Origin of the sequence: Bacteroides propionicigenes (genome assembly GCF_018390535.1) — a bacterium.
Lineage (GTDB): Bacteria > Bacteroidota > Bacteroidia > Bacteroidales > Bacteroidaceae > Bacteroides > Bacteroides propionicigenes.
On record NZ_JAHBBW010000001.1, the window covers coordinates 126,517 to 141,794 of the forward strand.

Genomic DNA, 15,278 nt, shown 5'->3' on the forward strand with positions numbered 1-15,278 from the left:
CCTTATTGATGTAACATACACAAAAAAGAATGTAACACAGCCGCAAGAGTATGTTACAAAAAATAAAATATAAGTATCATCTATACCCTACCATATTACAAATGCTAACTAACTTTGCCTATGTCAGAAAGTTGAGGATATACACCTCATTTCTTTAGTCATTTAAAATATAAAATAAATGTTTAACTAAAACGATAGCATATGAAAACATAAAAAGAACCTTAATGAACTTATACTTTGATTTAACATTTTTATTCAATTTAAACCTTGTTTTTTTATGAAATGCACAACTTATTATTTTAGGTCCTTAGGGCTATTGTTATTACTTTGCCTGATACCTCTGTGGAGTGTCGCTCAGAATATCACGGTAAAGGGTATTGTAAAAGATAATTTCGGTGAACCGGTTATTGGCGCCAACGTTACGGAAAAAGGAACAACCAATGGTATGATAACCGATTTGGATGGAAACTTTTCGTTAACAGTACAGAAAAATGCGACCTTAGTAATTTCTTATATCGGATATATAACACAAGAAATTGCCGTTAAAGGAAATGCAAACCTCAACATTACATTAAAAGAAGACTCCAAAGCATTGGAAGAAGTAGTCGTTATCGGTTACGGTACAGCGAGAAAATCAGACGTAACAGGTTCTATCGCATCAGTAGGAGGCGACAAACTGCGTGAAATGCCGGCAACAAACATTACATACGCTCTACAAAATCGTATAGCCGGTGTGGACATGGCACAGACTTCTTCACAACCGGGCGCTACTATGCAAATCCGAATTCGTGGTACCCGTTCTCTAACGGCTTCCAACGATCCGTTAGTAGTATTGGATGGTATTCCTTTTATGGGGAATCTTTCTGATATCAACCCCGGCGATATCAAAAGTATGGATATCTTGAAAGATGCTTCTTCCACAGCTATCTATGGTTCACGTGGTGCCAATGGTGTTATTTTGATTACCACAAACAAAGGAGCACAAGGTACACCAGCCAAATTCACATACAATGGCTATGTCGGTGCAAAATCCGTATTCTCAAAATACCCGATGATGGATGGAAAGAAGTTTGCCGAAATGCGTAAGTATGCCGGCAAATTTGATAATTCGTTAGATGAATCGGACGATGTTAACACAGATTGGCAGGATTTAATGTATCGTACCGGTATGGTAACAAGCCACGATGTCAGCGTAGCAGGAGGTACAAATCAAGGAAGCTACAGTTTCGGAGCTGCCTACTACAAAGACCAAGGGGTTATTCCTACACAGAATTATACGCGCTACTCTTTACGTGGTTCATTTGATCAAGGGGTAGGTAAGTACTTCCGTTTCGGATTAACAACCAACTCCAACTATAATGTAACAAAAGGTTCTAATATCGGTTTGTATAATGTATTGGCAAACTCTCCTATTGCTAATCCGTACAATGAGGATGGAAGCCTGAAGAGAACAGTAAAAATAAACAGCCAAGATGAATACTTTGTTGTAACACGTGATATTGTAGAAAGTTTGGAAGATACTTGGCTGAACGAACAGAAAGGCTTCGGTACTTATAACAACCTTTTTGCCGAAATACAATGTCCATGGGTAAAAGGATTAAAATATCGTGTCAATTTAGGTCTGAACTACCGTTCTACCAAAGGTGGTACTTTCACTGGTGAGGGCGTAAACAGCACAACAGAAGATACTCCTTCTACCGCATCATTAACCCACTCTGAAACAACAAACTGGGCTATAGAAAACTTGATAACTTATGACCGTACATTCGGTAAACATCAATTGAATATAGTAGGAATGTACTCAGCCGAAGAAACTGTTTATACCAAATCAAATATTGCAGCACGTGATATTCCGGCAGAGTACTTACAATATTACAATTTAGGTCGTGCAGAAGGTACAATTACCGTTAATCCAGATAATTGGGATTATCAGAAAAGCGGACTGATGTCTTGGATGGGACGTGCCATGTATACTTATGACAATCGCTATATGTTAATGGCAACTGTTCGTGCTGATGCTTCTTCACGTTTGGCAAAAGGTCATCAATGGCATACATATCCGGCTGTATCTGCCGGTTGGAATATCGGTCAGGAATCATTTATGGATGATATTGAATGGCTGGATATTCTTAAAGTGCGCGTAGGATACGGACAAACCTCCAATCAGGCTGTAAGTCCATATTCCACATGGGGAAAATTATCCACTCGTCCTTATAACTTCGGACCAACAGGTTATGCTACCGGTTATTATGTATCTGCATTGCCCAATTACAATTTAGGTTGGGAATACTCTTCTACCTGGAACTTCGGTTTGGATTTCACATTATTCGGCGGTCGCTTATCAGGAACATTAGAATACTATATACAAAAAACATCTGATTTGCTGCAGAACGTTAATCTTCCTGCAACTTCCGGTGTAAGCAGCTATGTAGGCAACGTAGGAAAAACTCAAAACAAAGGCGTCGAACTCACCTTAAACGGAACAATACTTGACAATTATAATGGTTGGACATGGGATGCCAGCCTTAACTTATCAGCCAATCGCAATGAATTGACCGAATTGGCATCCGGAGCAGAACGCGATGAAGCCAATAACTGGTTTGTAGGTCATCCCGTTGATGTAATCTACGATTATGAAAAGATTGGCTTATGGCAAGAAGGTGACCCTTATCTTGCAATTTTAGAACCGGGTGGAAATGTAGGTATGATCAAAGTTAAATATACCGGTGAATATAATGAAGATGGGACTCCCGCTCGTAAAATCGGACCGGATGACCGCCAAATTATCAGTATGGAACCCAAATTTACGGGTGGTTTCAGTACGCGTGTTGCGTATAAAGGATTCGATTTGAATGTTATTACAGCATTCAAGTGTGGCGGTAAACTTATCAGTACATTACACCATGCTAACGGTTACCTGAATATGTTGACTGGTCGTCGTGGTCAAGTAGATGTAGACTATTGGACAGAAGAAAACACTAATGCCAAATATCCAAAACCAGGTGGTATTCAAAGTGGTGACAACCCTAAATATGGTAGTACTTTAGGATATTTTGACGCTTCATACTGGAAAGTCCGTAATATCTCTTTAGGCTATAATTTCGATCAACAGAAATGGCTGAAAAATTTCGGCATCCAAAGTTTACGTGCTTATGTATCTATACAGAACCCGTTCGTAATATGCTCTCCATTCCATAAAGAAACCGGTTTGGATCCGGAAACCAACTCTTACGGTAATGAAAACGTAGCTGTTACAAGTGGCATTCAGAGTCGTTTCCTTACAGTGGGAACCAATTCTCCTTCCACACGTAATTATTTATTCGGCATTAACTTGACATTCTAATTTAGCTTTAAAACTATGAAACCAATATTTACTAATATAAGAGTTCTGGGAACTACGGCATTAGCCTTGATCTTTGCAACTTCTTGCTCAGATATTTTAGACGAACAGCCACGTAGTATTTATGAACCAACCTTCTTCCAAACAGAAAGAGGTGTAGAAGGCGGTATTACTTCTATGTATGCACACTTACGTTACATCTATGGGCAAGCTTACTATTACAATTCTTGCCTGACAGGAACAGATGAAGCGACTTATGCCCAGTCGGCTGACGGCAATTTTAAAGATGCCGATTTATCGGGTGTAGGAAGTCTGACAGCAAGCAGTAGCCGTTCAGACGTGTTATGGGGAACAGCCTTTTCAAATATCAACACGGCTAACGGCGTTATTGAGAACGGCTCCAAAGTAGGTGTTTCAGACGCTCTTCTTGCAGAAGCACACTTCTTCCGCGGTATGGATTATTTCTTATTAGTACAGACATTTGGCGGCGTGCCATTGGATTTGGGTGCAGGTGAGTTAAAATTCAACATCTCTACCTCACGCACTTCCGTACGTAACACTGTTCCCGAAGTGTACACTAAAGCGATTTTTCCTGATTTAAAAACAGCTGTCACTAATCTACCGGAGAAGCCTCGTGTAACAGGTGGAGTCGCTAAAACAGTAGCACGCTTATACCTGTCAAAAGCATATCTGACCTATGGCTGGTGGTTGGAAAACCCCAATAACATCCCCACATATCCGGAATGTAATCGTACAGATCCTGACGGGCATGATGCTGCATGGTACTATCAGCAAGCATATGATATTGCAACTGAAGCAATTGACAATCCCGGAGCATATGGTTTGATGGAGAGTTTCTATCAAGTCAATGCAGGACCATACGACCGAAACAAAGAAATCTTACTGTATGCTGATCATACCCAAGAAGATGAATACTACAACGGCGGTAGCTTGACGTATGGTAGCGGTGGAGCTCCTGATAATTTTGCCGGTTGGATGATGAATTGGAACTATACGGATATTCAGGCCAAAGATAAAGACGGTAAAACTATTTCACCGGTAATTCGCGTTGCCGAACAAGCTTATGGTCGCCCGTGGACACGTATGGCTCCTCCTCACAGTGTATTTACACATACTTTTAAAGACAAAACAAAAGATTCCCGCTACGATGGAACATTTACAACAGTTTACCGCGGTAACTGGTCTACAAACGGAAACGAATGGACAAGTGTTACAGGAGCTAACGGCATTGCAGTAGCCGAGGGAGAACCGTTATTGACTTTCCTTTCTGAAGATGATCCTGATATCAAATATCCAGAGAAAGGAGCAGGAGATAGTAATACCGGGGCTGGAGTTATAGCAGGACGTGCTGATTATGTAATGGGTCCCAGTGCAATCAGTCGTCGCGTATATCCGGGACTTTGGAAACTCGGTCCTTATCGTACTGACAACGGTACCGGTGTCGGTCAACCTAATGCCGGTAGTACACGTCCGTACAATATTGCCAAGTTTTCTGAGCTCTATTTGATTGCAGCAGAAGCTGCAGTAAAAGGCGCAACGACTAAACCTAATAAAAGTGCACGTGAGTTAGTCAACGTTTTACGTGATCGTGCAGGCAAATGGACATTCAGCAATGCAGAGAAAGAAGAAAAGGATTTGGATTATGGTTCTGATTTGACAAATGACACCCCAACAACAATTGATATCAACTATATCCTTGATGAACGTTCACGTGAATTCTTCGGTGAAGGTTATCGTTGGTTCGACCTTGTACGTACACAAAAATGGAATGAGTATGCTGACACTTACCAAATTTGTGGAAACGACAAAGGGGACCGTGAAGTCAAGACTTATACACGTACCATCAAGCCCGGACATTACCTGCGTCCTATTCCACAAGGACAGCTTGACGGTATGGAAATGACCCCTGAAGAGAAAAAGAACTATCAAAATCCTGAATATAGATAATTTATCTTTTTAAGATAAGTTCGCAATAGGTATTCATCGAAGCCGCTTGTAGATGTTCTAAAGTATCTGCAAGCGGCTTTTTATAAATATTAATATTATGAGAAATAGCATTTTTTGTATTATTTTGTTTTTAGCAAGTATGTGTTGGCAGCTACCACTAAAAGCTGCAGAACGTTTTATAACAAATGACGCTGTCGGCTTTCAATGGATACAAGAAAAAAAATCTTATCCTATACTGATAGATAACGAGGAATATAAAGGGGTACTCCGTGCCATTACTAATCTACAAACAGACGCACAAACAGTGACCAACGTCAAACCCCAAATCACAAGTTCTGTAACCGAAAAACGACTGTTGATTATTGGTTCTATCAATCGTAGCAACTGGATAAAACGGCTAATAGCATCAGGAAAAATCTCAGCCAATGAGTTAAAAGGAAAACGTGAAAAGTATATCCTATGTACCGTCAAACAACCATTCGAAGGAGTAGAGGAAGCTGTAGTGATTGCAGGTAGTGATAAAAGAGGTACTATTTATGGCATCTATGAGTTATCTTCACAAATGGGCGTATCTCCCTGGTACTATTGGGCGGATGTACCTGTGCAACATAAAAATAACATCTCAATACTCCCGGGAAGTTATACAGATGGTGAGCCTGCCATAGAATATAGAGGTATTTTCTTGAATGACGAGTGGCCCTCACTCGGAAATTGGGCACAGAAAACATTCGGCGGATTTAACAGTCAGTTTTATGAAAAAGTATTTGAACTCATACTTCGTCTGAAAGGTAATTTCATGTGGCCTGCCATGTGGGCCAGCGCTTTCTATGATGATGATATACAAAATGGAGTTTTAGCTGATGAAATGGGAATCGTAATGGGTACTTCCCACCATGAGCCTATGGGGCTAGCACAACAAGACTGGAAACGTCGCGGGACAGGCGCATGGGACTATACCCAAAACACTGCCACACTTCAAAATTTCTGGACAGAAGGTATAGAACGTTGCAAAAATTGGGAATCCGTAATTACCATAGGTATGCGTGGAGATGGAGATATGCCTATGAGCGAAAATGCCAATATTAACTTATTACAAAACATAGTCAAAGAGCAACGCAAAATTATCACTAAAGTTACAGGTAGAAAGGCTTCTGATATACCTCAGGTATGGGCTCTATATAAGGAGGTACAAGATTATTATGACAACGGCATGCGCGTTCCCGATGACATAACATTATTACTTTGTGATGATAATTGGGGCAATGTAAGAAAGCTACCTTCATTAACAGAAAAGCCTCGCAAGGGCGGCTATGGAATGTATTACCATTTTGACTACGTAGGAGGTCCAAGAAACTACAAATGGTTAAACTGCAACCAAGTAGAGCGTGTATGGGAACAAATGAACCTCTGTTATGAATACGGTGTGAGAAAGCTCTGGATTGTAAATGTAGGTGACCTTAAACCCATGGAATACCCTATTCAGTTCTTCCTAGACATGGCTTGGCAACCTAAAGCGTTCAATCCTAACAATATTTTTGATCACACCATAAGTTTTGCTGCACAGCAATTTGGCAATAAATATGCCGAAGAAATAGCAGATATTATTAAACTTTACAGCAAATATGCCCGTAGAGTGACTCCCGAGCTTCTAAATGCAAACACATATCAGTTCAATTATGACGAGTGGAACACTGTTGTAGAAGAGTGGAATAATATAGAACTACGAGCTTTAAGAGTTTATCAAAATCTCGATCCTCATTGGTACGATGCTTACGAAGAACTTGTCCTATTCCCCATTCAGGCTATGCAGAATGTCTACGAAATGTATTACTCTGTAGCAATGAATGCCAAGGTAGAATCTCCTGCCGAAATCAACTATTGGGCACAGCGTGTCGAAAAATTATACAAAAGAGATTCATTACTCTGTGCTCATTATAATTATGAAATTGCAAATGGGAAATGGAATCATATAATGGATCAGGTGCATATCGGATACACCAATTGGCAACAGCCAGAAACACAAGTAATGCCTAAAGTGAGAAAATCTCAAGACACCGTTTACCTCTGCCACAAGGAAACAGACGGATATATTTCTATAGAAGCAGGTAATTTTAAGGTCAACCATAAAGTTAGTGTCATTCCCGACCTTGGCAAGACAGAATGTGCTATCACCACTTTGCCAGCTTCCATAACCCCAAACAATGCCTATGTAGAATACGAACTTGAAACAATGTCTTCAGGCAAGGCAAAACTAAGTATACTACTTGCCCCTACTCTCAATTTCAATGCTAATAAAGGGCTACGCTTTGCCATTAGTATAGACGGTGGTCAAGAACAGATTGTCAATTTTAACGGTCATTACGATGGGAGGCTCGGCCCTTGGCAAGCTGCCAGCATCATAAAAACAGATATGGAAGCAGATTTTGGTCAAGCCGGCAGACATACTCTCCGCTTCAGATTTGTAGATTCAGGAATCGTAATGGAAAAAATACTTATAGACTTCGGTGGTCTAAAGCCAACATACCTTGGAGCACCTTCTTCTAAACTTATTAAATAGATACCCATATGAAAAACATTAAAACACTTAGTATTATTCTTTTTTCCATACTGACATTTTCAGCATGCAGCACTCCTGAACCTGTAGAACAGGATGGAACTATGCTTTGGCTTGCAAACGGACGCAGCTACGAAGATGTTCTTAACTCTGTCGTAACTAAGATAGATAGCAGCCTTACTAAAGAAGAGTATCACATTTATGATGCTGATGGCAAACGCTATATCAGTGGTGGTTCCCAATCTGCCATTCGTTACGGAGTCTATGCACTACAAAGAGCAGAAGTTCTCGGCAAAGCAGATACAGGACTGGATATTCACGAAAAGCCATATTACGAATACCGTATTCTCAATCACTGGGATAATCTTGATGATACTGTAGAAAGAGGTTATGCCGGACTATCCATGTGGGAATGGACTGCAGAAGAGATTCCTGTAAAGAGAATTCATCATTATGGTGAGCTCTGCGCCTCTGTGGGACTAAACGGTGCTGTGCTCAATAATGTTAATGCCAATCCTCACATACTTGATAAAGAACATATTAAAAGAGTATCTCAAATTGCCAATATTCTCAGAGAGTATGGAATAACCACTTATCTCTCAATAAAATGGACAAGTCCTATCACTCTCAGCGGGTTAAAATCAGGAGATCCCCTTGATTTAAAAGTTCGCCAATGGTGGAAAGATAAAGCTGCTGAGATATATGCTGCCATTCCCGACTTTGGCGGTTTCCTTGTAAAAGCAAATTCTGAAGGACAAGCCGGACCGCAAGATTATGGCAGAACCCATGCCGATGGTGCAAATATGCTTGCAGAAGCAGTGGCTCCCTACGGTGGAATTATCATGTGGAGAGCTTTTGTATATAGTCCTACCAGTAGTGACAGGGCTAACCAAGCGGTGGAAGAATTCAAATCTCTTGACGGACAATTTGCAGATAATGTTATTATTCAAATCAAAAACGGTCCTATTGACTTTCAACCGCGTGAACCTTTCAGTCCATTATTCGGACAGCTATACAAAACTCCCATGATGATGGAATTTCAAATCACCCAAGAATATCTTGGTTTCTCTAATCATCTTGTCTATCATGGTACTACTTATGAAGAAAGCCTTGACAGTGATACTTACAGAGATGGAAAAGGTTCTACTGTAGCTAAAATGGTGAAAGCTATTGCAGGGGTTGCAAATACCGGTCAAGATCCTAATTTCTGCGGCTATATTTTTGCCCAATCCAATTGGTATGCATTCGGTCGTTTAGCATGGAATCCTACGTTAAGTGCCGAACAGATTGCGGACGAATGGGTACACCAAACTTTCATCCGACCTAAAGGAATGACCTTCCAAGCCTATGAACAAAAGTTTCTTATCCCTGTCAAAGATATAATGATGAGTTCCCGCGAAACAGCCGTAAATTACATGATGCCACTTGGTTTCCATCATATATTCGGTGGATCACACTATGGACCGGGACCATGGGAAAGCAGTATAAGACCGGATTGGTCACCTGTATTCTATCACAAAGCCGACAAAGACGGAGTAGGATTTGACCGTACTCGTAATGGTTCTGCTAATGTAGACCAATACCATGAACCGCTCGCCTCACAATTCAACTCTCTCAAAACCTGTCCTGAGAATCTACTTCTTTGGTTTCATCATATTCCATGGGACTATAAACTCTCTTCTGGAAGAGAACTTTGGGACGAAATATGCCTGCATTATGACAAAGGAATCTCACAAGTTGAAAAGTACCAAGAAACGTGGGCAAGTCTCAAACCTTATATCAGTAAGACAATATTTGATGAAGTTACCCTAAAATTAGATATTCAGAAAAATGATGCAGAATGGTGGAGAGATGCTTGTATAGGTTATTTCCAGACTTTCTCCAACAAAGAACTTCCCACAGGTGTGAGACCTCTAAAAACTCCGATCGATTCTCTAATAAAAAGTAGAGTAAAATCCAATCGTTATGGTATGCCTTACCATGATGAAAATCATAAGCCTATCATTATCAAACGTCTGTAAAAATGTTTCACCCACGTATAGAAAAACTCTGTACGTGGGTGAAATTCATTCAGCAATCCTTTATCAAAATAAAAGTTTGTTCTTATAAAAGTGTTTTGTGTTTGTATAACTTACCTATTATATTTCAAAATCCTGAAATTTCTCTTATACCCTATTCTAATAGTTTCTTTATAAACTCTTTCGGCTGATAATCACGATCAAACAGCAAAGCATAATCCTTACGCCCTCTCACCGGAAAACCATTCTTCCAAGAATCTCCGTCACTCACACCCCAAGCTGTCACACGGCTCACAATATCAGAATGTTTAATAAATAAGTCCATGAACTCAGACATACGACTATTCCATTGTTGGGAAACACTATCGGGCAAAGACTCCGGATAAGGATTCAACATCTTTTTGTAAGCTACTGTATCAGATACATTGGCAGTGCGCTTTAAAGTTGGCAAAGCAGTCATATCCCATTCTGTTATCATTACTTTAGCACCAGTAGAAGCATAAGCAACCATGCTTTCCTCGAAATCTTTCAAAGAAGGATAGTCAAGACCTACATGTCCCTGCATTCCGATAGCATCCACACGGAGACCTTTAGATTTCATGTCATTTACTAAATTTACGACAGTTTCGCGTTTTCCGGCTTCATGCATATTATAGTCATTATAATATAACTCTGCTTCAGGATCAGCCTCATGAGCATATTGGAAAGCAAGAGATATAAATTCTTCACCTAAAATCTCATAAAACTTGCTCTTACGATAAGATCCATCCTCAAGAATTGCTTCATTCACAACATCCCAACCCTTAACACGTCCTTTATAACGGCTAACTATAGTTGTTATATGGTCCTTCAACCGTTGCTTCAACACTTCTGAAGATACATTTTTTCCATCCTTGTCAACACAGAACCAAGGAGCAAGTTGAGAATGCCAAACCAAACAATGACCGATGATGTACATTCCGTTGTCTTCACCGAACTTTACAAACTCATCCGCTTGACTGAAATCATAACGATTCTCCTCCGGATGAATCACTTGGCATTTCATACAATTCTCCGCCACAACCGAATTGAAATGGCGCTTCACAATCTTAACAGCCGCAGTATCTATACCGGAAGATTGTTTTGTATTCAAAGCAACACCTATCAAGAATTTGTCGCCCAACACTTCTTTCAAAGAAGCTTCATTTTCCGTTGTTACACGTGTAGCACAAGAACTTAGAGCCAAACCTGCCAACAATACTAATAACGTTTTTTTGTTGTTCATGCTTTTTTGTTTAATGATTATAAAATATAAATATGAAAAATTGAAAATAAATTATTACCAATTATCCGTCCGAAAAGGTGAAGCTAACAATCCTTCCTTATTGCACAAATTAGCATCCTCCGGATTGTTACTCCAAGCATAACGTACTGCAACAGGATTCTTCACAATCTTACTACTTACAATAACCTTATTACCTCGTATCACGGCATCTGCCCATACAAACTTTTGATCTTCACCTGCAATCGCAAAATGTCTCAGAGTTTTCCCTTCTTTACAAATCAGTCCACGACCGATTTCTGTAAAAGTCAAGATTATCTTATCACCTTCCACTTTCATTTCTTTATATAGAGGCCCCGAACCAGTAATTTTCTCTCCATACACAAGCTTACGAGCACCCAAGAAAAGCCGCTGTGCAACCACCTTTTTGTTTAATGGATGTATATCATTCCACTCACCCACATCATAAGTAACCGCCAAAGAAGTGTAAGGTACATTCAATGCCGTTTTTAATTGAGCCTCGCGTATCCTCGCCCAGCCACTATCGGAAGGGCTATCATTCTTTTCCATAAAATTAGGTAACTGTACCAATAAGAAAGGCATATCAGGCATATTCCAAAGCTCCCGCCAATCCTTAATCAAAGCTTCCAATAAAGAAGCATATATTTGCGGACGTCCGGTATTACTTTCACCCTGATACCATATAGTTCCTTTCACCTGATAATTACTAATTGGATAGATCATACCACTGTAAAGCCCAGAACCTGCCCTATTCAAATTCTTTAGTCTATCGGCATATTTTACAACTTCATTCTGATTAATGCCTATCTTATATTTCCAAGTGCCGGTAAGTTCTATTTCCGCATCATCTCCTACAATTTTATAGTTCTTACCTTTGACGAAACCGCCATTTGCAGAATTCGCAGTAAGCCTTACAGTTATCACATTTTTGCCTTCTGTCAGAACTCCTGCCGGAATATCATACTTACGTGGAGGATAAGTATAGGAAGTAAAACCTACAAAAGTACCGTTGACGAAAATGGAATCACTGTCAACCAGTGTCCCCATATAAAGGCGTGCATGTCTTCCCACCATAGATTCGGGGACACTAAAGGTTTTCCTATACCATACAGTACCTCTTGTATGGATACCATTTTCCCGCCAATACCCTGGAACTTCCATTGTAGCCCAGTCCATATCATCCATATTTTTCTGTTGCCATTTACCAGCTCCTTTATCTTGCTTTGCTAATCTCATACTATCCAAAGCAGCCTTATCAAAAACTAATTCAGGAAACATTTTTAAGTTTTTCTGACTCACCCAGCTTTCTATGGCCGAACCACCCAAACTAGACACCAGCATTCCTACAGGCACTTTATATCTATCATATGCTTCCTGAGCAAAGAAGTAAGCTAATGATGTCCAATTCAACACATCGGAAGCAACAGCTGAATGCCAACCGGCATTACCTGCAATATCTTCCTTCAACCCTCCTACAGAATTCTGAGTAGGTACCTTATAATGCCGTATCATATGGTTGTTCGACACATTAATTTCAGGGAACATCTCTGTAAGACGCGCAATAGGAGTTTCCTGATTAGATTGACCGGAACAAAGCCAAACATCTCCCACCAAAACATCGCGAATCACACGTTCATTCACTTCCAAAAGGAAAGGTCCCCCGGCCTTCTGCGGTGGCAAAAGAACCTGCCAACTTCCCGTTGCATCGGTCTCTGTATTATAATGTTTTCCCTGAAAACGTACAGTTACTTTCTCTCCGGGAGAAGCCCAACCCCATATTTTTAATTCCACATCACGTTGTAATACCATTCTATCACTTACCAGACGAGGAAGTCGAACTTTAGCTGAAAGCGGCAATAGAACAGTAAAGGATAAGAAAATAAGGCAAACAATTAACAAAAATCTTTTCATACTCTAAGTCGGATTATTGATTGTGTCAAAATTACACAATCCCTCCTAAACGAGAGAAAAAATATGTTACGCTTTTTTTTCACTAAAATTACAATATCATTCATGGTGTTACCTTTTCTTTTCCTTATGTAACAAACGACAAATACAACATCATATCAAGCCTTCAAACGACATAAAGTACCATTATACAATGACTACAAATCACAGCTATCCATTTTCAAAAATCCCGTTCGATTCTAAGAACTATAATATAATCGGCAGTACTCAGAAGCTCCACAAAACCCCAAAAACAAGATGCATAATGCAGTGTGACGATTAATGTAACATATAAGACAAAAGATGTAACATACAATAAGCTTTGTGATACATATTCTAAAGCAAATTAAAAAGCAGTTATCTACCTTTGTAAAGTTTCATAAAGACAGCTTATTTGAAAACCGTATGAAGAGATTAATTTCATTTTTAATTTTAAGTTACCTTACCATTGGATGCATCATTGCACAACACAGTAGTTTGCAAAAACAGGGCACTGCTACTCAACTTGTTGTAAATGGTTCTCCTTTCCTTATATTAGGAGGCGAGCTGGGTAATTCATCAGCGGCTTGCACACAAGACATAGAACGTATTTTCCCGAAATTAGAAAAAATGGGATTAAATACAGTATTAGTTCCCGCTTATTGGGATTTAATAGAACCGATTGAAGGTAATTTTGATTTCACACTTACGGATAAAGTCCTGCAACAAGCACGCCAGAACAATCTGAAAATTGTCTTTTTATGGTTTGGCGCTTGGAAGAATTCAATGAGTTGTTATGCTCCTTTATGGTTTAAAAAAAACTACAAAAAATATCCACGTGCATACACTCAAAATGGAAAACCACTTGAAATAGCCAGTGCTTTTTCTGCAACTGTGCAAGATGCCGATCACCGAGCATTCTCCAAATGGATGCAACATATAGCCGCTGCCGACAAAGAAGAAGGTACAGTGATTATGATACAAATAGAAAATGAAATCGGCATGCTGGAAGATGCACGCGATTATTCACGCGAAGCCAATAAAGCATTTAATGCCCCCATACCTGCAGAATTCATGACCTATTTACAAAAAAACAAAAAAACACTTCACCCGCAAATGCTAAAGAAATGGGAAAGTCAAGGATGCAAGAAACAGGGTAATTGGCAGGAAGTATTCGGAGCTGATATTTATACCGATGAGATTTTTATGGCATGGCACTATGCCAAATATGTGGAACGACTGGCACAGACTGCCCGCTCCACATATAATATCCCGTTATATGTCAATGCAGCAATGAATAGCCGTGGACGTAAACCGGGCGAATACCCTTCAGCAGGCCCATTAGCGCATTTAATTGATGTATGGCATTGTGGAGCGCCGAGTATTGATATTCTTGCCCCTGACTTGTACGATGATGGGTTCAAGAACTGGGTAGCACAATATAAATTGCACAACAATCCTCTTTTCATTCCTGAAATACGTCTGACAGACAATAACGGTGTACGCGCCTTCTACATACTCGGTGAACATGACGCCATTGGCATCAGCCCTTTCTCCATAGAAGACGGTAGCGAATTACCTACCGCCCCCTTGGTACAAAGCTATGCCAAACTAAAGGAGTTGACACCCCTGATTACCCGCTATCAGGGTAAGGATGTGATGAAAGGATTACTTTTTGACAAAACAGACAAAGAACGTATTTTTACGGACAACGATCTCACCATAACTGCTCGCCACTACTTCACCCTACCTTGGGACTCGCGCGCCACCGACGGCAGTATCTGGCCCGAAGGAGGAGGTATCCTTATAAGACTATCTATAAATGAATATATCTTAGCCGGTAGCGGTATTGTTTTGGAATTTGCCAAGACCACGGAAAAACAAGCCGCTGAAAGCCATAAGCAGTTGGGCGAAGACGGATTTGCCTTGGGCAACGAATATGCACAAAACAAGACAACCACCTTCCGTGGGAAGCGGTGTGGCATAGGATATATAGACGAAGTGACAGTGGACAAAACCGGAAAGTTCCGCTATATCCGTCGGCTTAATGGCGACCAAGATCATCAGGGACGCCATGTACGTATCTCTGTAGGAGAATTCAAGATACTGCACATACAGCTGTACGAGTATCAGTAAGCAATCCGGATAGAATGAATGAATTACCTGTAAACATAGATATACAATAAAAAA

General features: G+C 40.1%; 7 protein-coding genes. 5 read left to right on the forward strand and 2 right to left on the reverse strand.

Translation table 11 applies throughout. From position 1 onward, the window contains the following. The first annotated feature begins 277 nt into the window (after positions 1-277). The 4 genes from KG118_RS00555 to KG118_RS00570 all read left to right on the forward strand — a co-directional run bounded on the left by KG118_RS00555 (position 278) and on the right by KG118_RS00570 (position 9,883). Positions 278-3,343 carry a SusC/RagA family TonB-linked outer membrane protein gene (locus KG118_RS00555; protein WP_117712929.1) on the forward strand — a complete coding sequence of 1,022 codons (3,066 nt, stop codon included), beginning with the start codon at positions 278-280 and terminating at the stop codon, positions 3,341-3,343. A 15-nt stretch (positions 3,344-3,358) separates the two neighbouring features. Next, positions 3,359-5,308 carry a RagB/SusD family nutrient uptake outer membrane protein gene (locus tag KG118_RS00560; protein WP_117712930.1) on the forward strand — a complete coding sequence of 650 codons (1,950 nt, stop codon included), beginning with the start codon at positions 3,359-3,361 and terminating at the stop codon, positions 5,306-5,308. 97 nt (positions 5,309-5,405) lie between these two features. Then, positions 5,406-7,865, forward strand: coding sequence for a glycosyl hydrolase 115 family protein (locus KG118_RS00565; protein ID WP_117712931.1), 2,460 nt, complete (start codon positions 5,406-5,408; stop codon positions 7,863-7,865). Positions 7,866-7,873: 8 nt separating this feature from the next. After that, positions 7,874-9,883, forward strand: a complete 2,010-nt coding sequence (locus KG118_RS00570) for an alpha-glucuronidase (RefSeq protein ID WP_117712932.1) — start codon at positions 7,874-7,876, stop codon at positions 9,881-9,883. Positions 9,884-10,034: 151 nt separating this feature from the next. Here the strand turns inward: KG118_RS00570 and KG118_RS00575 are convergent, their stop codons facing one another. Then, complete coding sequence (locus KG118_RS00575; protein ID WP_199598753.1) at positions 10,035-11,144, reverse strand: endo-1,4-beta-xylanase; 1,110 nt, start codon at positions 11,142-11,144, stop codon at positions 10,035-10,037. 54 nt (positions 11,145-11,198) lie between these two features. After that, a complete protein-coding gene (locus KG118_RS00580) occupies positions 11,199-13,073 on the reverse strand; it encodes a sialate O-acetylesterase (RefSeq protein WP_117711235.1) in 1,875 nt (624 codons plus the stop codon). Positions 13,074-13,514: 441 nt separating this feature from the next. On the opposite strand from KG118_RS00580, the gene KG118_RS00585 reads away from it, so the two are divergent. Next, entirely contained in the window at positions 13,515-15,224 is a 1,710-nt protein-coding gene (locus KG118_RS00585; protein ID WP_117711234.1) for a GH35 family beta-galactosidase, read from the forward strand. The last annotated feature ends 54 nt before the right edge of the window (positions 15,225-15,278 follow it).

What these genes read in the sequence shown, in the direction of transcription:
- KG118_RS00555 (WP_117712929.1), top strand. Translation starts at nt 278, where the DNA reads ATGAAATGCACAACTTATTATTTTAGGTCCTTAGGGCTATTGTTATTA.
- KG118_RS00560 (WP_117712930.1), top strand. Translation starts at nt 3,359, where the DNA reads ATGAAACCAATATTTACTAATATAAGAGTTCTGGGAACTACGGCATTA.
- KG118_RS00565 (WP_117712931.1), top strand. Translation starts at nt 5,406, where the DNA reads ATGAGAAATAGCATTTTTTGTATTATTTTGTTTTTAGCAAGTATGTGT.
- KG118_RS00570 (WP_117712932.1), top strand. Translation starts at nt 7,874, where the DNA reads ATGAAAAACATTAAAACACTTAGTATTATTCTTTTTTCCATACTGACA.
- KG118_RS00575 (WP_199598753.1), bottom strand. Translation starts at nt 11,144, where the DNA reads ATGAACAACAAAAAAACGTTATTAGTATTGTTGGCAGGTTTGGCTCTA.
- KG118_RS00580 (WP_117711235.1), bottom strand. Translation starts at nt 13,073, where the DNA reads ATGAAAAGATTTTTGTTAATTGTTTGCCTTATTTTCTTATCCTTTACT.
- KG118_RS00585 (WP_117711234.1), top strand. Translation starts at nt 13,515, where the DNA reads ATGAAGAGATTAATTTCATTTTTAATTTTAAGTTACCTTACCATTGGA.